Origin of the sequence: Streptomyces sp. NPDC090077 (assembly GCF_044747545.1) — a bacterium.
Lineage (GTDB): Bacteria > Actinomycetota > Actinomycetes > Streptomycetales > Streptomycetaceae > Streptomyces.
In genome coordinates this window covers 65,515-85,456 of record NZ_JBIVEG010000026.1, presented here as the reverse complement: position 1 = coordinate 85,456, position 19,942 = coordinate 65,515, and the positions used below count along the sequence as shown (strand labels likewise).

At 69.8% G+C, this 19,942-nt stretch carries 15 protein-coding genes; 8 read left to right on the top strand and 7 right to left on the bottom strand.

The annotated features are described in order from the left end of the window. Positions 1-205: 205 nt before the first annotated feature. Positions 206-526 (top strand): ferredoxin, encoded by a 321-nt coding sequence (locus ACIPW5_RS31440; protein ID WP_401252176.1) that lies wholly within the window; start codon positions 206-208, stop codon positions 524-526. A gap of 4 nt (positions 527-530) precedes the next feature. Here the strand turns inward: ACIPW5_RS31440 and ACIPW5_RS31435 are convergent, their stop codons facing one another. The 3 genes from ACIPW5_RS31435 to ACIPW5_RS31425 all read right to left on the bottom strand — a co-directional run bounded on the left by ACIPW5_RS31435 (position 531) and on the right by ACIPW5_RS31425 (position 3,337). Further along, positions 531-1,106 (bottom strand): hypothetical protein, encoded by a 576-nt coding sequence (locus ACIPW5_RS31435; protein WP_401252173.1) that lies wholly within the window; start codon positions 1,104-1,106, stop codon positions 531-533. Between the two features lie 182 nt (positions 1,107-1,288). Further along, the gene (locus ACIPW5_RS31430; protein WP_007263187.1) at positions 1,289-2,185 is read right to left on the bottom strand and encodes a tRNA (adenine-N1)-methyltransferase; all 897 of its coding nucleotides are present in this window, start codon (positions 2,183-2,185) and stop codon (positions 1,289-1,291) included. An 18-nt stretch (positions 2,186-2,203) separates the two neighbouring features. After that, positions 2,204-3,337, bottom strand: a complete 1,134-nt coding sequence (locus ACIPW5_RS31425; RefSeq protein ID WP_401252235.1) for a site-2 protease family protein — start codon at positions 3,335-3,337, stop codon at positions 2,204-2,206. Positions 3,338-3,560: 223 nt separating this feature from the next. On the opposite strand from ACIPW5_RS31425, the gene ACIPW5_RS31420 reads away from it, so the two are divergent. Together ACIPW5_RS31420 and ACIPW5_RS31415 are read left to right on the top strand one after the other, a co-directional pair. Continuing rightward, on the top strand, positions 3,561-4,445 hold the full coding sequence (locus tag ACIPW5_RS31420) for a RecB family exonuclease (protein WP_401252170.1): 885 nt from the start codon (positions 3,561-3,563) through the stop codon (positions 4,443-4,445). Between the two features lie 63 nt (positions 4,446-4,508). Beyond that, positions 4,509-5,180, top strand: a complete 672-nt coding sequence (locus tag ACIPW5_RS31415) for a response regulator (RefSeq protein WP_401252168.1) — start codon at positions 4,509-4,511, stop codon at positions 5,178-5,180. Positions 5,181-5,245: 65 nt separating this feature from the next. On the opposite strand, the gene ACIPW5_RS31410 is transcribed toward ACIPW5_RS31415, so the two are convergent. The 4 genes from ACIPW5_RS31410 to metH all read right to left on the bottom strand — a co-directional run bounded on the left by ACIPW5_RS31410 (position 5,246) and on the right by metH (position 13,313). Then, the gene (locus ACIPW5_RS31410; protein WP_401252165.1) at positions 5,246-6,829 is read right to left on the bottom strand and encodes an ABC transporter substrate-binding protein; all 1,584 of its coding nucleotides are present in this window, start codon (positions 6,827-6,829) and stop codon (positions 5,246-5,248) included. A gap of 71 nt (positions 6,830-6,900) precedes the next feature. Then, complete coding sequence (locus ACIPW5_RS31405; protein WP_401252162.1) at positions 6,901-8,505, bottom strand: ABC transporter substrate-binding protein; 1,605 nt, start codon at positions 8,503-8,505, stop codon at positions 6,901-6,903. Positions 8,506-8,985: 480 nt separating this feature from the next. Continuing rightward, positions 8,986-9,687, bottom strand: coding sequence for an HAD family hydrolase (locus ACIPW5_RS31400; RefSeq protein ID WP_401252159.1), 702 nt, complete (start codon positions 9,685-9,687; stop codon positions 8,986-8,988). 113 nt (positions 9,688-9,800) lie between these two features. After that, positions 9,801-13,313, bottom strand: coding sequence for a methionine synthase (gene metH, locus ACIPW5_RS31395; RefSeq protein ID WP_401252156.1), 3,513 nt, complete (start codon positions 13,311-13,313; stop codon positions 9,801-9,803). A gap of 250 nt (positions 13,314-13,563) precedes the next feature. Here metH and ACIPW5_RS31390 point away from each other — a divergent pair, with 250 nt between their 5' ends. From ACIPW5_RS31390 to ACIPW5_RS31370, 5 genes are all read left to right on the top strand, one after another. Further along, on the top strand, positions 13,564-14,331 hold the full coding sequence (locus tag ACIPW5_RS31390; protein ID WP_401252153.1) for an IclR family transcriptional regulator: 768 nt from the start codon (positions 13,564-13,566) through the stop codon (positions 14,329-14,331). A gap of 325 nt (positions 14,332-14,656) precedes the next feature. Then, a complete protein-coding gene (locus ACIPW5_RS31385; protein WP_401252151.1) occupies positions 14,657-15,439 on the top strand; it encodes an MIP/aquaporin family protein in 783 nt (260 codons plus the stop codon). A gap of 79 nt (positions 15,440-15,518) precedes the next feature. Next, a complete protein-coding gene (gene glpK, locus ACIPW5_RS31380; protein ID WP_401252148.1) occupies positions 15,519-17,045 on the top strand; it encodes a glycerol kinase GlpK in 1,527 nt (508 codons plus the stop codon). A gap of 40 nt (positions 17,046-17,085) precedes the next feature. Then, on the top strand, positions 17,086-18,693 hold the full coding sequence (locus tag ACIPW5_RS31375; protein WP_401252145.1) for an FAD-dependent oxidoreductase: 1,608 nt from the start codon (positions 17,086-17,088) through the stop codon (positions 18,691-18,693). 126 nt (positions 18,694-18,819) lie between these two features. Next, on the top strand, positions 18,820-19,821 hold the full coding sequence (locus ACIPW5_RS31370; RefSeq protein ID WP_401252142.1) for a PAC2 family protein: 1,002 nt from the start codon (positions 18,820-18,822) through the stop codon (positions 19,819-19,821). Positions 19,822-19,942: the final 121 nt, after the last annotated feature.

Here is a 19,942-nt window from a genome sequence, read left to right as displayed (position 1 = left end):
ATTGAAACCCCTAGATCACAAAGACGGTAGAGGTGTGTCCGATCTTCACCCTTGCGTACTCCCTCACGCCAGGGAAATACCCACCCTTCAACATCGGAAAGCAGCCGGTTGTAAGGTCGAAGCGTTCAACACCCGTCAGGGCCCGCGCGACTTGCCGCGAGTCGTGGCTCCGGCGGATCACTCAGAGCAGGAAACGGCAGGAGATATGACCGTGCAGCAGGAGGCCCCGACGGGTGGTTCCGACGGGGCCGGGGAGCCGCTGGAGGTCTGGATCGACCAGGACCTGTGCACCGGGGACGGCATCTGCGTGCAGTACGCCCCGGAGGTGTTCGAGCTGGACATCGATGGTCTGGCGTACGTGAAGAGCGCCGAGGACGAGCTGCTCCAGGAGGCGGGGGCGACCACTCCGGTTCCTCTGGTGCTGCTCCAGGACGTGGTCGATTCGGCCAAGGAATGTCCGGGCGACTGCATCCACGTGAGGCGCGTTTCGGACGGGGTCGAGGTGTACGGCCCGGACGCGGAGTGACGGTTCAAACACTTCCGGCGGCCGGGTCCGTCAGCTCCTGGCGGAATTTCCCGCCGGTCCAGCGCCACTTGGCGAGCTGCTTCACATCGGGCTCGTAGCGCGGCACGGAGGGTGACGAGTAGCCGAGCAGGCGTGCGGTGACGTTCCCGTCCCGCACGGTGAGGTCGGTCACGGTCCGGCGGCGCCCGGCGTCGAGGAGGGTGGCGACGACCCGGGGGGCGGAGCCCTCCTGCGGGTCCCGGGACAGTACGTAGAGCGCGTGCGGCGGGGTACCGGAGCCGGCGTCGCAGCGGACGGCCGCCACGGTCTCGGGGCGGCCGTCGCCGTCGAGGTCGCCCTGGGCGGTTTCGGTGACGGTGTGCGGGGCGCCCTTGCAGTCCAGGGGGTACGCGGCCGCGTGCGCGTCGGGGGCCGTGGGGGCCGGGGCGGCGTCCTGGCCGGGCGCGGGGGCGGCTCCGGTGGCCGGGCCGGGCTGGAGCAGGCCGGCGCCGGCTATGAGGGCGCCGAGGGCGGTGGCCGTGGCGAGCCAGTGGACGGGCCTGGTGCGACGGTGCGCCAGGTCGGTGGGGCTGTGCAGCACGCCGGGTGTCTCCTGTGCGAAGGGTGACGGGGAGCCAGCATCGTGCCACACCTCACACTGCGGTGGAACGGGCGGGTCCGTACCCGTACGACACGGCACCCCGGCAACGAAAAGGCGCTGTGGCGCAGTTCCCGGTTCGTCCGGGGAACTGCGCCACAGCGCTTTCGTGTTGGCGGGGTGCGCTACGCGGAGCGGTCGCTGCCGGGGCCCTCGTAGTCCTCGCCGTAGGCGCCCTTGGAGGGGCGGCGGCGGCGCATGGGGGGCTCGACGCCGTCGGCGAGGCGTCGGGCGGTGACCAGGAAGCCGGTGTGGCCGATCATCCGGTGGTCGGGGCGGACCGCGAGGCCTTCGACGTGCCAGTTGCGGATCATCGACTCCCACGGCTGCGGTTCGGCGTAGCAGCCGAACTCGCGGATGGACTCGACGGTGCGCGAGAGCTGGGTGGTGGTGGCCACGTAGCAGCAGAGGATGCCGCCGGGGACGAGGGCCTTGGAGACGGCCTCCAGGCACTCCCAGGGGGCGAGCATGTCGAGGATGACGCGGTCGACGTCGGTGTCGGACAGGTTGTCCTGGAGGTCGCCGACGGTCAGCTGCCACGCGGGGTGCGGGCCGCCGAAGTAGCGCTCGACGTTGGCCGTGGCGATCTCGGCGAAGTCCGCGCGGCGCTCGTAGCTGTGGAGCATGCCCTGGTCGCCGATGGCGCGCAGCAGGAAGCTGCTCAGGGAGCCGGAGCCCACTCCTGCTTCCACGACGCGGGCGCCGGGGAAGATGTCGGCGAAGGCCAGGATCTGGCCCGCGTCCTTGGGGTAGACCACGGCGGCACCGCGGGGCATGGACAGGACATAGTCGGGGAGCAGGGGGCGCAGCGCGAGGTACGCGACGTTCCCCGTGGTACGGACAACACTGCCCTCGGGAGCACCGATCAGCTCGTCGTGCGGGAAGGAACCCTTGTGGGTGTGGAAATTCTTCCCTGCTTCGAGCGTGAACGTGTAGTGGCGGCCCTTGGGGTCGGTGAGCTGAACCTGGTCCCCGACCTCGAAGGGCCCGCGTCGGCGGGCGGCACCGGTCGGTTCGGACATGTGACCAGTGTATTGGCTTCAGGACTGGGGCCGCGCCATGGCCTTCACGAAGGCCTTCTCGACGTCGAGGGTGGACAGGACGCCGTAGATCTCGCCGGTGGGTTCGAGGACGAGGTACTCGGTGGCGGGGGTGGCGCGGAGGTGGTCGAGGAGTTCTTCGCCGGTGAGGTCCGCGGAAACCTTCATCCCGTCGGTGAGGTCCTGGGCGAGGGTGCTGACGGCGACCCAGGGCCGGCGGTGTTCGGGGACGGAGGCGATGGCGGTCTCGCGGACGATGGCGGTGGGGTCGCCCTGGCCGTCGACGACGACGAGGGCGCGGGCTCCGGCCTCGTTGGCGCGGCGGAGGGCTTCGGAGAGCGGGGTGGCGGTCTGGACCGGGATGGCGCGGCGGGTGAGGGTGCGGGCGCGGAGTTCGGGGAGGTGTTCGCGCAGGCGGGCCATGCGGAGGCTGTTGCCGGCGCCGGTCCAGATGATCGCGGCGAGGATCGCGGCGAGGAGGGCGTCCATGACGGTGTCCATGCCGCCGATTTCCCGGGTGGGGTTGCCGAGGACTCCGGTCTGGGTGAGGAGGGGCAGTCCGATGAGGACGGCGACGGCGAGGGCGCGGCCGACCCAGGCGGCGGCGACGGTGCCGGTCATGGGTTTGCCGGTGATGCCCCAGATGACGGCGCGGAGCATGCGGCCGCCGTCGAGGGGGAGGCCGGGCAGGAGGTTGAAGGCGGCGACGAGGAGGTTGGAGATCATCAGGCCGGCGAGGAGGACGCCGGGGACGCTGGCGGGGTGGACGGCCTTCATGCCGAGGTAGAAGGCTCCGGCGAGGGCGAGGGAGAGGAGGGGGCCGACGAAGGCGAGGACGAATTCGCGGCCGGGGGTCTCGGACTCCTTCTCGATCTCGGAGACTCCGCCGAAGAACTGGAGCTGGATGCGGCGCACGGGGAGCTTGTAGCGGAGCGCGGCGATGGTGTGCGCCAGTTCGTGGACGAGGACGGAGGCGTAGAAGGCGACGGCGAAGAAGAGGGAGACGAGGTAGCGGGCGGGGCCGAGGTCGGGCAGGACCCGGTCGAGCTGGTCTCCGAAGACCCAGGTGATGAGGGCGGCGACGAGGAACCAGCTGGGCGAGACGTAGACGGGCACGCCGAAGGGGCGGCCCATGAGGATGCCGCCGCCCGGGTCGGAGCGCTTGGACCTGCGCTCGCCGGTTTCGTCGGTGTCTGCCACGGTCTTCCTTCGTTCGTGCGGTGCTTCCAGTGTGGTCCACGTCGCGTGGGTGGCGTGGTGCGCTGTTGCGCGGTGTGATGCTCCGATCATGCAGTGCGAGGGGCCAGGAGTCGATGGTATGCGCGTCCTGTCCGTCCCGGGTCGTAGGGTTTCAGGCATGACGACGACCCCCGGTGCCGGTTCCGCAGACGTTCCTTCGGGTGCTTCCCGGCCGACCTCGCTGTCTCCCTCGCGGGCCGGTGACTTCATGCAGTGCCCGTTGCTGTACCGGTTCCGGGTGATCGACCGGCTGCCGGAGAAGCCGAGTGCGGCGGCGACGCGGGGGACGCTGGTGCACGCGGTGCTGGAGCGGCTGTTCGATCATCCGGCGCAGGAGCGGACGGTTCCGCGGGCGAAGGAGCTGCTGCCGGGGCAGTGGGAGCGGCTGCTGGAGGCGAAGCCGGAGCTGGCGGAGCTGTTCCCGGAGGGGGACGGCGGGGCTTCTCTGGCGGGCTGGCTGGCGGAGGCGGAGGCGCTGGTGGAGCGCTGGTTCACGCTGGAGGACCCGACGCGGCTGGAGCCCGTGGAGCGGGAGTTCTTCGTGGAGACGGAGCTGGAGTCGGGGCTGCGGCTGCGCGGGATCATCGACCGGGTGGACGTGGCGCCGACGGGTGAGGTGCGGATCGTCGACTACAAGACGGGCAAGGCGCCGAAGCCGCAGTACGCGGAGGGCGCGCTGTTCCAGATGAAGTTCTACGCGCTGGTGGTGTGGCGGCTGCGGCAGGTGGTGCCGCGGCGGCTGCAGCTGGTGTACCTGGGGAGCGGGGACGTGCTGACGTACGACCCGGTGCCGGCGGATCTGGAGCGGGTGGAGCGGAAGCTGCACGCGCTGTGGGAGGCGATCCGGGAGGCGACGGAGACGGGTGACTGGCGTCCGCGGCCGACGAAGCTGTGCGGCTGGTGTGATCATCAGGCGGTGTGTCCGGAGTTCGGGGGTACTCCCCCGGTGTATCCGCTGGTGGTGCGGCCCCGGGACGGGGCGGATCGCCCGGCCGGTTCCTGATCGTCCGGCCAGGGCAGAATGGGCCGCGTACGCCGTTCATGCCCGACGAATACGAGGTACCCCGTGGCGATCCGCGTCCTGCTGGTCGACGACCAGCCACTGCTGCGCACCGGCTTCCGGATGATCCTGGAGGCGGAGGGTGACCTGGTCGTGGTGGGTGAGGCCGGGGACGGGCTGCAGGCGCTGGAGCAGGTTCGGGCGCTGCAGCCGGACGTGGTGCTGATGGACATCCGGATGCCGCGGATGGACGGGGTGGAGGCGACCCGGCAGATCACCGGGCCGGACCGGAACGGGCCGGCGAAGGTGCTGGTGCTGACCACGTTCGATCTGGACGAGTACGTGGTGGAGGCGCTGCGGGCGGGGGCGAGCGGGTTCCTGCTGAAGGACGCCCCGGCGAACGAGCTGGTGCAGGCGATCCGGGTGGTCGCGGCGGGTGAGGCGATGCTCGCGCCGAGCATCACGCGGCGGCTGCTGGACAAGTACGCGGGGCACCTGCCGTCGGGTGAGGAGAGCCTGCCGGACACGCTGGGGACGCTGACCGAGCGCGAGGTGGAGGTGCTGAAGCTGGTGGCCCGGGGCCTGTCGAACGCGGAGATCGCGGCGGACCTGTTCGTGAGCGAGACGACGGTGAAGACGCACGTGGGCCATGTGCTGACGAAGCTGGGTCTGCGGGACCGGGTGCAGGCGGCGGTGTACGCGTACGAGAGCGGTCTGGTGCGTCCGGGCGCGCAGTAGTCCCGGGTACGGCTCCGCCCCGGCTCCCTTCTCGGGTGCCGGGGCGGAGGTGTGTCCGGGGCGGGTCAGCCCTTGCTGATCTCCCAGAAGCGGAAGACCGTGGAGGCGTCCAGGGACCACTGGAGGCCGGTCACGTTCTGGCGGGCGACGGCGTACTGCTTGCTCTGCCAGAGCGGGAGGAGCGGGAGCTCGTCGGCGACGATGTCCTGGAGGCGGGTGTAGTCCGTGTTGGCCGCGGTGCGGTCGGACTTGGTGGAGGTCGCGGGGATGATGGTCCCGCTGATCTCCTTGTTGTCGTAGTTGTTGTGCAGGACGTTGTCCGGGCCGAAGAACGGCTGGGTGAAGTTGTCGGCGTCGGGGTAGTCGGGGACCCAGCCCTTGACGTAGATGCCGTACTTGCCGGCCTCGATGTCCTTCTCGTACTGCTCGAACTCGACGGACTTGACGTCGGCGTCGAAGAGGCCGCTCTCGTTGAGCTGCTTGGCGATGACCTGGAACTGGTGGTCGGTGGACGGGCCGTAGCGGGACGGCGTGGACCACAGGGTCAGCTTGACCTTGCCGGTGATGTTGGCGGCCTTGAGGACCGCCTTGGCCTTCTCCAGCTGCGGCGAGCCGCCGTAGCGGTCGAAGTACGGGGTGGTGTGTCCGGCGATGCCGGCCGGGACGATCGAGTACAGCGGGGCGGCGGTGCCCGCGTACACGTCCTTGACGAGCGCTTCGCGGTCGACGAGGTAGGCGATCGCCTTGCGGACGGGGAGCTTGCCGACGACGGGGTCGTTGACGTTGAAGACCAGGTGCTCGACTTCGGCGCCGGTGCCCGTGACGACGTCGACCTTGTTGTCGCCGGTCTTGGTGGCGGCGAGGCCGGCGATGTCCTTGGCGGCGAGGCCGCGGAAGGCGAAGTCGACGTCGCCGCTCTCCAGGACGGTCTTGAGGCCGGCCTGGTCACCGTTGAAGAACTTCAGCGTGACGCCGGTGTTCTTGGCCTTGGCCTTGCCGCTGTAGGACTCGTTGACCGAGAAGTTGGCGCTCTTCTCGCTGAAGGCGTCGAGCTTGTAGACGCCGGAGCCGATCGCCTTGTTGTCGGTGCGGAGCTTGTCGGCCGGGTATTCCTTGCGGTCGACGATGGCGCCCGCGCCCGACGCGATCTTGCTGGGGAAGGTGGCGTCGGAGGACTTCAGCTTGAAGACGACGGTCTTCTCGTCGGGGGCGTCGATGCTCGCGATCGACGAGAGCATCACGGCGGGGCCGTTGGCGTCGTTGATCTTCAGGGTGCGCTCGAAGGAGAACTTGACGTCCTTCGAGGTCAGGCTGTTGCCGTTGCTGAACTTCAGGCCGCTGCGCAGGGTGCACTTGTACACCTTGCTGTCGCCGCCCTCGAAGTTGCAGGCCTGGGCGGCGTCGGGCTCGGGGGTGGTGCCGCCCTTCGGGAACGTCAGCAGGGACTGGAAGACGTTGTTGAAGAGCAGCCAGGAGCCCGGGTCGTAGCCCGAGGCGGGGTCGACGGACTTCACCTTGTCGGATATGCCCATGACCACGCCCTTGCCGCTGCCGGCGGCGGAGCCGTCCTGCGAACCGCAACCGCTGAGCAGCGCTGCGGCAGTGGCCGCGCCGAGCGGGGCTGCCAACCACTGGTTACGTCTCTTCACGCTGATGTCCTTCACAGTCTTGTCTGGTCGTTGCGCCGGCCTGCGACGTCCGCCGCCGGTTCCTGCCGGTCTCAGCCGCTGACACCTCGGCCGAGTTCCCACAGCTGGAGGTCGGAGATGGCGTTGACCGACCATTCCACCCCGGTGATCCCGTCGCGGGAGGCGACGTACTGCTTGCCCTGCCACAGGGGCAGGACGGGGACGTCGTCGGCGACGATGTCCTGCATCTCCGTGATCGCGGGCACGGCGACGTTGCGGTCGGCCGCGCGGCGGGATTCGGGGATGAGCCTGGTGCGCACCGCGGTGTTGGCGTACGGCGTGCCCAGGAAGTTGTCCTGCTCCAGGAACGGGGCGAGGAAGTTGTCGGGGTCCGGGTAGTCGGGGAACCAGCCGAGCCCGTAGGCGGCGTAGTCGCCCTTCTTCTGGGCGGGGCGGAAGGTGCCCCACTCGTTGCCCTGGACGGTGATGTCGAACAGCTGGGTGGAGTTCAGCTGGGTCTTGAGGGCCTCGAACTCGGCGGCGGTGCCGTCGCCGTAGTGGTCCGTGGTGTAGTTCAGGGTCAGCTTGACGGGGGTCTTCACCCCGGCGGCCTTCAGCAGCTCGGCGGCCTTGCCGGTGTTGGCCTCGCCGTACTTGTTGTAGAACGAGTTGACGTGGCCGGGCACGGCGGTGGGGACGAGCGAGTAGAGGGGCTGCGCGGACTTCCCGTAGACCTTGGAGATCACGTTGTTGCGGTCGACGGCCGCGGCGAGGGCCTGGCGCACGGCCTTGTTGTTGACGGTCGGCGCGTCGGTGTTGAAGCCGATGTAGCGGATCTCCAGGCCGGGCATCGGGGTGAGCTTGACGCCCTTGGGGGGCGTCTTGGCGAACTCGGTGATCTGCGCGGGCGACAGGGTGCGGGAGACCACGTGGACCTTCCCGTCGGTGAGCGCCTTGCCCATGGTGGCGGAGTCGTCGAAGGTGCGCAGTTCGACCTTGTCGTTCTGCAGCTTGATGTCGCCCTTGTAGTTCGGGTTCTTGGTGAAGACGGCCCGGACCAGGTGGTTGTCCTTGACCTCGGCCTTCATCGTGTACGGGCCGGAGCCGTCGACGGTGAAGCCGGGGCGGAGCTTCTTGGCCTCGTAGCTCTTCTCGCTGACGATGCCGGCGGCGGGGGTGGCGAGCTTGTACGGGAAGGTCGCGTCGGCGGTCTTCAGGTGGAAGACGACGGTGTCGGTTCCCTTGGTCTCGACGGTGTCGAGGGTGGAGAGGAGGGCGGAGGGCCCGTTCTCGTCCTTGATCGCGCGGACGCGGTCGATGGAGAACTTGACGTCCTTGGCGGTGAGCGGGTCGCCGCTGGCGAACTTCAGGCCGGGCCGCAGGGTGCAGCGGTAGCTCTCGTTGCCGGTGTCGGTGAAGCGGCAGTCGGAGGCGGCTTCGGGGACGGGCTGGCCGCCGCCGCGCGGGGTGCGCACGAGGGTCTGGACGGTCTGGCGCAGGATGTTCCAGGCGCCGGCGTCGTAGGCGTAGGCGGGGTCGAAGGGGGCGGGGGCGTAGTCGGCTGCCTCGAACCGGTCGGTGGTACCGACGACGATCGCTCCGGACGCTGCTCCTCCGCCGCTCGCGCTGCCGCATGCGGACAGCGCGGGGGTGAGCAGGCCGATCGCGGCCGTCAGCACCATGGTCTTGCGGTTCATGCTGGAAGTACTCCCTCACCCGGCACTTGTTCAAAGCGGCGTAGAGGGCACTTCGCGGCGGTCGCCCGTTCAGGGCGGAACGATCGGGCCGGTGTTTGACGATCGGTCCACGCGCGTACCGGCGCAAGGGTGTGCGGCCGGTGCGGCAAGGGTGCGTGCGGAGTGCCCGCGTCGACATTAGTGGGCTGGGGCGGGATGGCTGGAACTGGCAGGAGTTGGGGTGTAATCGCACCGTGATGGGTGCGGACTTACCGCTTATGCCGGAGTCCTCGCAGATGCGGTCAGGAGATGATCAATCCGGACACAAAGGAAGCCCCCGGAGCCTGCGGGAGGGCTCGGCGGGGGCTTCCCGGGTGACCAAGGTCACCTGACATTTCTCGCACGGACGGGGTGGAATTTCGGCCTCCGGGGTTAGAGGCGGAAGATCCTCCTGCCAGGCCAGAGGATCGCCCCGTTGCATACGGTACGGAGTGTGCGCGCTCAGTTCAGCGGAGTGATGAGGGAGCGCAGGAACGGAAGGTCGACGTCCTCCAGCGAGCGGACGATGGTCCGGCCGGGCGCGGGTTCGATGGTGCCGACGGAGGGGACGGCCACGACCCGGCAGCCGGCCGCCTCGGCGGCGGCGACGCCGGTGGCGGTGTCCTCGATCACGGCGCAGCGCGAGGGGTGCGCGCCGAGGGTGCCGGCGGCGAGCAGGTAGGGGTCGGGGTGCGGCTTGGTGCGCGGCACCTCGTCCCCTGCGACCGTCAGCGTGAACCGGTCGCGGCCGAGGGTCAGCAGCACCTGGTCGATGACCCGGCGGTGGGAGGCGGAGACCAGGGCGGTGGGCACGTTGTGCCGGGCCAGCTCGCTCAGCAGGCGCTCGGCGCCGGGCATCAGGGGGACCCGGTCGGCGATGCGGGCCTCGAACCGCTCGTTGAGCAGGACGCTCAGCTCGGCGAGGCCGATGTCGGCTCCGGTCCGCTCGATGAGGAAGGCGGCGCTGCGGCTCATGGGGCCGCCGACGACCACGTCCCGCCAGGACTCCTCCAGGCGGTGGCCGAGCTCCAGGAAGATCTGTTCCTCGATCTCCCACCAGAAGCCCTCGGTGTCGACGAGGGTGCCGTCCATGTCCAGCAGCACCGCCTGCAGGGCGTGCCCGTCGGCCGTGCGGGCGACGGGTGCGGGAACGGTGCTGGTCATGCGTACGCCTCTCTCCGGGGACGACGAGGCCGGTCACCTCGGACCCGTGGGGAACCCCCCTCGGGAACAGGTGACCGGCCTGTATGGGACCGACCAGTGTACGCCGATCTACGTCAGCGTGCGTTGAAATACTTCGCTTCGGGATGGTGGATGACGATCGCGTCGGTGGACTGCTCGGGATGGAGCTGGAACTCCTCCGAGAGGTGGACGCCGATGCGCTCCGGCTGGAGGAGGTCGGCGATCTTGGCGCGGTCCTCCAGGTCGGGGCAGGCGCCGTAGCCCAGGGAGAAGCGGGCTCCCCGGTACTTGAGGTCGAACATGTCGGCGACGGCGGCCGGGTCCTCGCCGCCGAAGCCGAGCTCGGCGCGGACGCGGGCGTGCCAGTACTCGGCCATGGCCTCGGCCAGCTGGACGGAGAGTCCGTGCAGCTCCATGTACTCGCGGTAGGCGTCGGCGGCGAACAGCTTGGCGGTGGCCTCGCCGATCTTGGAGCCGACGGTGACGACCTGGAGGCCGACGACGTCGGTCTCCCCGGACTCCTCCGGACGGAAGAAGTCGGCGAGGCACAGGCGGCGGCCGCGGCGCTGGCGGGGGAAGGTGAAGCGGGTGCGCTCGTTGCCCTGCTCGTCGAGGATGATCAGGTCGTCGCCCTTGGAGACGCAGGGGAAGTAGCCGTAGACGACGGCGGCTTCGAGCAGGTTCTCGGTGTGCAGCTTCTCCAGGAGGCCGCGCAGGCGCGGGCGGCCCTCGCTCTCGACGAGCTCCTCGTAGGTGGCTCCGCCGGCGCGGGCCTGCTTGAGGCCCCACTGACCCTTGAAGAGGGCTCCCTCGTCCAGCCAGGAGGCGTAGTCCTTGAGCGGGATGCCCTTGACGACGCGGGTGCCCCAGAAGGGCGGGGTGGGGACGGGGTTGTCGACGGAGACGTCGGAGCGGCCGCCGCTCTCCTCGGGCTCCTCCACCTGGAGCGCGGCGGTGTCGCGCTTGGCGACGCGGCGCTGCTTGAGCTCGGGAAGGGTGGCGCCGGGGACTCCGCGCTTGACGGCGATGAGGGCGTCCATCAGCCGCAGGCCCTCGAACGCGTCCCGCGCGTAGCGGACCTCTCCCTCGTAGATCTCGTGGAGGTCCTGCTCCACGTAGGCGCGGGTCAGCGCGGCACCGCCGAGGATCACCGGATAGTCGGCCGCCAGCTTGCGCTGGTTCAGCTCCTCCAGGTTCTCCTTCATGATCACCGTCGACTTCACGAGGAGGCCCGACATGCCGATGACGTCGGCCTTGTGCTCCTGGGCGGCTTCGAGAATCGCGGAGACCGGCTGCTTGATGCCGATGTTGACGACGTTGTAGCCGTTGTTGGTCAGGATGATGTCGACCAGGTTCTTGCCGATGTCGTGGACGTCGCCGCGGACGGTGGCCAGCACGATCGTGCCCTTGCCCTCGTCGTCGCTCTTGTCCATGTGCGGTTCGAGGTAGGCGACGGCCGTCTTCATGACCTCGGCGGACTGGAGGACGAAGGGGAGCTGCATCTGGCCGGAGCCGAAGAGCTCACCGACGACCTTCATGCCCTCCAGGAGGGTGTCGTTGACGATGTCGAGGGCGGGGCGGTCCTGGAGGGCCTCGTCGAGGTCGGCCTCCAGGCCGTTCTTCTCCCCGTCGATGATGCGGCGCTGGAGGCGCTCCTCCAGGGGCAGGGCGAGGAGTTCCTCGGCTCGGCCGGCCTTGAGGGACTTGGTGTTGACGCCCTCGAAGAGGGCCATCAGCTTCTGCAGGGGGTCGTAGTCGCCCTCGCGGCGGTCGTAGATCAGGTCGAGGGCGGTGTTGACCTGCTCGTCGTCGAAGCGGGCGATCGGCAGGATCTTGCTCGCGTGGACGATGGCGGAGTCCAGGCCCGCCTTCACGCACTCGTCGAGGAAGACCGAGTTCAGCAGGACGCGGGCGGCCGGGTTCAGACCGAAGGAGATGTTCGACAGGCCCAGGGTGGTCTGCACGTCCGGGTGGCGGCGCTTGAGCTCGCGGATCGACTCGATCGTCGCGATCCCGTCCTTGCGGGACTCCTCCTGACCCGTGCAGATCGTGAACGTCAGGGTGTCGATCAGGATGTCCGACTCCCGGATCCCCCAGTTGGAGGTCAGGTCCTCGATCAGACGCTCGGCGATCGCGACCTTGTGCTCGACGGTGCGGGCCTGGCCCTCCTCGTCGATGGTCAGCGCGATCAGCGCCGCACCGTGCTCCTGCGCCAGCCGCGTCACCTTCGCGAACCGCGACTCCGGCCCGTCACCGTCCTCGTAGTTGACGGAGTTGATGACCGCACGCCCGCCCAGCTTCTCCAGACCCGCCTGGATCACCGGAACCTCGGTCGAGTCCAGCACGATCGGAAGGGTGGACGCCGTCGCGAACCGGCCGGCCAGCTCCTGCATGTCCGCGACACCGTCACGGCCCACGTAGTCCACGCACAGGTCGAGCATGTGCGCGCCCTCACGGATCTGGTCCCGTGCCATCTCCACACAGTCGTCCCAGCGGGCATCCAGCATCGCCTCACGGAACTTCTTCGACCCGTTCGCGTTCGTCCGCTCACCGATCGCCATGTACGAGGTGTCCTGCCGGAACGGCACCGTCTGGTACAACGACGCCGCACCCGGCTCCGGCTGCGGGGTGCGCTGGGTGATCGCGGTGCCCCGGACCCGCTCCACGACCTGGCGCAGGTGCTCGGGGGTGGTGCCGCAGCAGCCGCCGACGAGGGAGAGGCCGTACTCGCGGACGAAGGTCTCCTGCGCGTCCGCCAGCTCGGCCGCGGACAGCGGGTAGTGCGCGCCCTGCTTGGTCAGCACCGGCAGGCCCGCGTTCGGCATGCAGGAGAGCGGGATGCGGGCGTTGCGGGCGAGGTAGCGCAGGTGCTCGCTCATCTCCGCGGGGCCGGTCGCGCAGTTCAGGCCGATCATGTCGATCCCGAGCGGCTCCAGCGCCGTCAGCGCCGCACCGATCTCGGAACCGAGCAGCATCGTGCCGGTGGTCTCGACGGTGACGGAGCAGATGAGCGGGACGCTGACGCCGAGGGCCTCCATGGCGCGGCGGGCGCCGATGATGGAGGACTTGGTCTGCAGGAGGTCCTGGGTGGTCTCGACGAGCAGCGCGTCGGCGCCGCCGGAGATCAGGCCTTCGGCGTTGATCTGGTAGGCGTCGCGGATCTGGGCGTAGGTGATGTGGCCCAGGGTGGGCAGCTTGGTGCCGGGGCCGATGGAGCCGAGCACCCAGCGCTGCTGTCCGGTGGAGGCGGTGAACTCGTCGGCGACCTCGCGGGCGATCCGGGCGCCGGCCTCGGACAGCTCGAAGTTGCGTTCGGGGATGTCGTACTCGGCGAGGGCCGCGTAGTTCGCGCCGAAGGTGTTGGTCTCCACGCAGTCCACGCCGACCGCGAAGTACTCCTCGTGGACCGACCGGACGATGTCGGGGCGGGTGACGTTGAGGACCTCGTTGCAGCCTTCGAGCTGCTGGAAGTCGTCCAGGCTGGGGTCCTGCGCCTGGAGCATGGTTCCCATGGCTCCGTCGGCGACGACCACGCGGGTCGCGAGCGCCTCTCGGAGGGCATCGGCCCGTGTCTGGGTGTCTGCGGGCGGGTTCGGCAACGAGGCCATGGTTGAGCTCCCTGGGCTGCGACGGCTGTCGGCTTTGCACCCTCTGTGTCAAGGGTGCACGCGGTCAGGGTAACCGCGCGGTGGCGGACCCGGTGAGGGTGTCCCACGTGGCGGACTGCATCCTGTGCCCGGGAGCTGCGTGGGAGGGTGCCCCGTGCGCGCCGCACCATGAAAGCCCCAACCATGCACGAGGTCGGCATCGACCGATAGTGTTCAGCATTGTCGAACTACGTCAGCAGGAGGCTGCGCGATGGCACGGAACATCCAGTCGCTCGAACGAGCCGCTGCGATGCTGCGGCTCCTGGCCGGCGGGGAACGCCGGCTGGGTCTCTCGGACGTGGCGTCCTCCCTGGGCCTGGCCAAGGGCACGGCGCACGGGATCCTGCGCACGCTGCAGGCCGAGGGCTTCGTGGAGCAGGACCCGGCCTCCGGGCGCTACCAGCTGGGCGCGGAGCTGCTGCGGCTGGGCAACAGCTACCTGGACGTGCACGAGCTGCGGGCCCGTGCGCTGGTGTGGACGGACGACCTGGCCCGGGCCAGCGGCGAGAGCGTGTACGTGGGGGTGCTGCACCAGAGCGGGGTGCTGATCATGCACCACGTGTTCCGCCCGGACGACAGCCGTCAAGTGCTGGAGGTGGGGGCGATGCAGCCGCTGCACTCCACGGCCCTGGGCAAGGTGCTGTCGGCCTACGACCCGGTGGCGCACACGGAGGCCCTGGACGCGGAGCGGGAGGCCTTCACGCCCCGCACGGTGACCGGCGCGGCGGGTTTCGAGGAGCTCCTGGACCTGACCCGGGCGCGCGGCTGGGCCTCGGACGTCGAGGAGACCTGGGAGGGCATCGCCTCGGTGGCCGCGCCCATCCACGACCGGCGGCGGATGCCCGTCGGCGCGGTGGCCGTCGCGGGCGCCGTGGAGCGGGTCTGCGGGGAGTCCGGGGAGCCCCGGCCGGCCCTGGTGGCGTCCGTGCGGGACTGCGCGCGGTCGGTTTCGCGCGATCTCGGCGCGGGCCGGTTCTGAGCTTGACCTGATCCATTCGGTCCACCCGACGGCCCACACCGTGTGCCGTTCGGGTGGACTTTGGCGTTTTACGACCAGCCATTGGCCTGATTTGGTCGATCGTACCGAGTGGTAACGATCCGGTTCTTTGACCTGGTCAGGCCTTGACGCGTTCTTCACCCAGGCGGAAAACTGCCGTTCATCGGTCGGCATTGTCGAACACCTACCGGCAATACGCGTTAGGCTGTGGCGAGGCCATGGACCGGTGAAGCACTCACCGAGTGTGTGGACCACCGGAGGGACCCGGTGTCCGCCCACCCCTGGACGTAAGACAAAGGAGTCGCGGGTGTCCAGCTCCGACATCTTCATCGGCGAGACCATCGGTACCGCCCTGCTCACACTGCTCGGCGGCGGCGTGTGCGCCGCCCTCACGCTCAAGAGCTCCAAGGCCCGCGGCGCGGGCTGGCTCGCGATCACCTTCGGGTGGGGCTTCGCGGTCCTGATCGCCGCCTACGTCTCCGCGCCGCTCTCCGGCGCGCACCTCAACCCGGCGGTCACCGTCGGCATCGCCGTGAAGACCGGCGAGTGGGGTGACGTCCCCGTCTACTTCGCGGGCCAGCTGCTCGGCGCCATGCTCGGTGCGGTCCTGATGTGGATCACCTACTACGGCCAGTTCCGCGTGCACCTGGCGGACCCCGAGAACATCAAGGACGCCAAGCTCGGTCCGGAGGACCCGCACCCGCACGACCAGGCCGGCCCGGTCCTCGGCATCTTCTCGACCGGCCCCGAGATCCGCAACGTGGTCCAGAACCTCGCCACGGAGATCATCGGCACCTTCGTCCTGATCCTCGCGATCCTGACCCAGGGCCTCCAGGACGGCGGCAAGGGCCTCGGCGTCATCGGCGTCCTGATCACCTCCTTCGTCGTCGTCGGCATCGGCCTCTCCCTCGGCGGCCCGACCGGCTACGCCATCAACCCGGTCCGCGACCTCGGACCCCGCATCGTCCACGCCCTGCTCCCGCTGCCCAACAAGGGCGGCTCGGACTGGGGGTACTCCTGGATCCCGGTCGTCGGCCCGCTCGTCGGTGCCGTGCTCGCCGGCGGTCTGTACAACATCGCGTTCGCCTGATCAGCTTCGGCCGCGTTCGTAAGATCCGCACCGCCCTCCTGATTCCGCCTACTCAACAGACCTGCCAGGAGCAGCCATCATGACCAGCAGCACCGGCCCCTTCATCGCCGCGATCGACCAGGGCACCACCTCCTCCCGCTGCATCGTGTTCGACCGCGACGGCCGCATCGTCGCCGTCGACCAGAAGGAGCACGAGCAGATCTTCCCGAAGCCGGGCTGGGTCGAGCACGACGCCGTCGAGATCTGGACCAACGTCCAGGAGGTCGTCGCCGGCGCCATCGCCAAGGCCGAGATCACCGCCGCCGACGTCAAGGCGGTCGGCATCACCAACCAGCGCGAGACCACCGTCCTGTGGGACAAGAACACCGGCGAGCCGGTGCACAACGCGCTGGTCTGGCAGGACACCCGCACCGACGCCCTGTGCAAGGAGCTCGGCCGCAACGTCGGACAGGACCGCTTCCGCCGCGAGACCGGCCTGCCGCTGGCGAGCTACTTCGCCGGCCCGAAGGTCCGCTGGCTGCTCGACAACGTCGAGGGCCTGCGCGAGCGCGCCGAGGCCGGCGACATCCTCTTCGGCACCATGGACTCCTGGGTCATCTGGAACCTCACCGGTGGCGCCGAGGGCGGTACGCACGTCACGGACGTCACCAACGCCTCGCGCACCATGCTGATGAACCTGCACACCCTGGCCTGGGACGAGAAGATCGCGGAGTCGATGGGCGTCCCGCTCAACGTGCTCCCCGAGATCAAGTCCTCCGCCGAGGTCTACGGCCACGTCAAGGAGGGCGTCCTCGCCGGCGTCCCGGTCGCCTCGGCGCTCGGTGACCAGCAGGCCGCGCTCTTCGGCCAGACCTGTTTCGCCGAGGGCGAGGCGAAGTCCACGTACGGCACCGGCACGTTCATGCTGATGAACACCGGCGACAAGATCATCAACTCCTACAGCGGCCTGCTGACCACGGTCGGCTACCAGATCGGCGACCAGAAGCCGGTCTACGCCCTGGAGGGCTCGATCGCCGTCACCGGCTCGCTCGTCCAGTGGATGCGCGACCAGATGGGCATGATCAAGACCGCTGCCGAGATCGAGACCCTCGCGCTCTCGGTCGAGGACAACGGCGGCGCCTACTTCGTGCCGGCCTTCTCCGGCCTGTTCGCCCCGTACTGGCGCTCCGACGCCCGCGGTGTGATCGCCGGCCTCACCCGGTACGTCACCAAGGCGCACATCGCCCGTGCCGTCCTGGAGGCCACCGCCTGGCAGACCCGCGAGATCACCGACGCCATGACCAAGGACTCCGGCGTCGAGCTGGCGGCCCTCAAGGTCGACGGTGGTATGACCTCCAACAACCTGCTGATGCAGACGCTCTCGGACTTCCTGGACGCCCCCGTGGTGCGCCCGATGGTCGCCGAGACCACCTGCCTCGGCGCCGCCTACGCCGCCGGCCTGGCCGTCGGCTTCTGGCCCGACACCGACGCCCTGCGCGCCAACTGGCGCCGCGCGGCGGAGTGGACCCCGCGGATGCCCGCCGACCAGCGGGACCGCGAGTACAAGAACTGGCTCAAGGCCGTCGAGCGGTCCATGGGCTGGATCGACGACGAAGACGCCAGCTGACTGCACCAGCTGAGTCAATCGACGAGGAGCTGAAAGAGATATGAGCACCCTGCAGAGCGTCCCCGCCCTGGGTACGCACCCGACTTCCGGTGCCAACGCGAGCCGCGCGCAGACCCGCGAGCAGCTTTCGAAGGCCACGTACGACCTGCTGGTCATCGGCGGTGGGATCCTGGGCACCTCGGTGGCCTGGCACGCCGCGCAGTCGGGTCTGCGGGTTGCCATGGTGGACGCCGGCGACTTCGCCGGCGCCACCTCCTCGGCCTCCTCGAAGCTCGTCCACGGCGGTCTGCGCTACCTGCAGACCGGCGCGGTCAAGCTGGTGGCGGAGAACCACCACGAGCGTCGGGTGCTGGCCAAGGACGTGGCCCCGCACCTGGTCAACCCGCTCACGTTCTACCTGCCGGTCTACAAGGGCGGTCCGGTGGGTGCGGCCAAGCTGGGCGCGGGCGTCTTCGCCTACTCCGCCCTCTCGGCCTTCGGCGACGGCATGGGCAAGGTCATATCCCCGGCCCGTGCCGCCGCCGACAACCCCGGTCTCAAGACGGACAACCTCAAGGCCGTCGCGGTCTACTACGACCACCAGATGAACGACTCCCGCGTCGCCGTGATGACGGTCCGCGCGGCCGTCGAGTCCGGCGCGGTCGTCCTCAACCACGCCGAGGTCACCGGCCTGCGCATGACCAAGGGCCGGGTCACCGGAGCCGAGCTCAAGGACCGCCTGGACGGAACCGAGTTCGGAGTCGACGCGCGCGTCGTGCTCAACGCCACCGGCCCGTGGGTGGACCACCTGCGGCGCATGGAAGACAAGCACTCGATGCCGTCGATCCGCCTCTCCAAGGGCGCGCACATCGTCATGAAGCGCAAGTCGCCGTGGAAGGCCGCCATGGCCACCCCGATCGACAAGTACCGCATCACCTTCGCCCTCCCGTGGGAGGACCAGCTGCTGCTCGGCACCACCGACGAGGTGTACGAGGGCGACCCGGCGGACGTGCGCGCCACCGAGTCCGACATCCAGCAGATCCTGGACGAGGCCGCGTTCTCCATCAAGGACGCCGACCTCGACCGCTCGCTGATGACGTACGCCTTCGCCGGCCTGCGCGTGCTCCCGGGCGGCCCCGGCGGCGTCGAGAAGGCCAAGCGCGAGACGGTCGTCTCCGAGGGCGCGGGCGGCATGCTGTCCGTGGCCGGCGGCAAGTGGACCACGTACCGCCACATCGGCCGCGTGGTCATGGACAAGCTCGCCAAGCTCCCCGGCAGCCCGCTGACCGAGGACATGGAGCCGGTGAAGTCCCTCGTGCGCCGCGTCCCGCTGCCCGGTGTCGCCAACCCGAACGCGGTCGCGCACCGCCTGCTGGTGGACCGCGAGCCCGGCGCCCGCATGGACCCGCTGACCGCCCGCCACCTGGCCTCGCACTACGGCTCGCTGGCCTTCGACATCGCCCGCCTGGCGAACGAGGACCCGGCGCTGGCCGAGCGCATCCACCCGGACGGTCCGGAGATCTGGGCGCAGGTCGCCTACGCCCGCGACCACGAGTGGGCCGAGACGGTCGACGACGTGCTGCGCCGCCGTACGACGGTGACCGTCCGCGGCCTGGACGACGAGGCCGTACGGGCCCGCGTCGAGGAGATGCTGGGCCGCAAGGCATAGCTCGTACGCAGGTGGGGAAGAGGGGCGGTTCCGAGGGGAACCGCCCCTCTGTCGTGGGCTGTGGCCGACGTACCGCGAAGGCTTAGGCTGGCCCACGTACGCAAGGAACTTCGGAAGGAGACCTGGGTGATCGAGCTTGAGGGCGTGCCCGAGCTGATCGACCCGGTCATGGTGGCCGCGTTCGAGGGCTGGAACGACGCGGGTGACGCCGCCTCCGGTGCGGTGGCGCACCTGGACCGGGAGTGGAAGGGCGAGGTCTTCGCGGCGCTGGACGCCGAGGACTACTACGACTTCCAGGTCAACCGGCCGACGGTGTGGCTGGACAACGGGGTCAGGAAGATCACCTGGCCCACGACGCGGCTGTCGGTGGTCCGGATCGGCGGCACGAAGCCGCGTGACCTGGTGCTGGTGCGGGGCATCGAGCCGTCCATGCGGTGGCGGTCGTTCTGCAACGAGCTGCTCGGCTTCGCGCACGAGCTCGGCGTCGAGATGGTCGTCATCCTGGGCGCCCTGCTGGGCGACACCCCGCACACGCGGCCGGTGCCGGTGAGCGGGGTGACCTCGGACGCGGACCTGGCGCGGACGATGGACCTGGAGGAGACCAAGTACGAGGGCCCGACGGGCATCGTGGGCGTCCTCCAGGAGGCCTGCACGCACGCCGGGGTCCCGGCGGTGTCGCTGTGGGCGGCGGTGCCGCACTACGTGTCGCAGCCGCCGAACCCGAAGGCGACGCTGGCGCTGCTGAACCGGCTGGAAGACCTGATCGACATCCGGATCCCGCTCGGCGAACTGCCGGAGGACGCGCGGGCGTGGCAGCTGGGCGTGGACCAACTGGCCGCCGAGGACAGCGAGGTCGCGGAGTACGTCCAGACGCTGGAGGAGGCGCGGGACACCGCGGACCTGCCGGAGGCGTCGGGGGACGCGATCGCCCGGGAGTTCGAGCGGTACCTGCGGCGGCGGGACCCTTCCGCTGCCGCGGAGCAGCCGGGTGACGGCTCGTACCTGCGGGACACCTCCAGCGGGCTGACGCGGCCGCCGCGCCGCAAGCCGGACCCCTCCGGGGAGGAGCCCCAGCCCCCGGCGGCCCCGCCGGAGCCGGAGGAGCCGGGCGACGCCCCGGACGCGTAGCCCTGCGGGGCGGGTCGGGGGGGCGCCGCTGCGCGGAGCTTCCCCTACCCGCCCTTTCGCCGTTTCCTGGGGCTCCGCCCCAGACCCCGCGCCTCAAACGCCGGCGGGGCTGATACAGCGA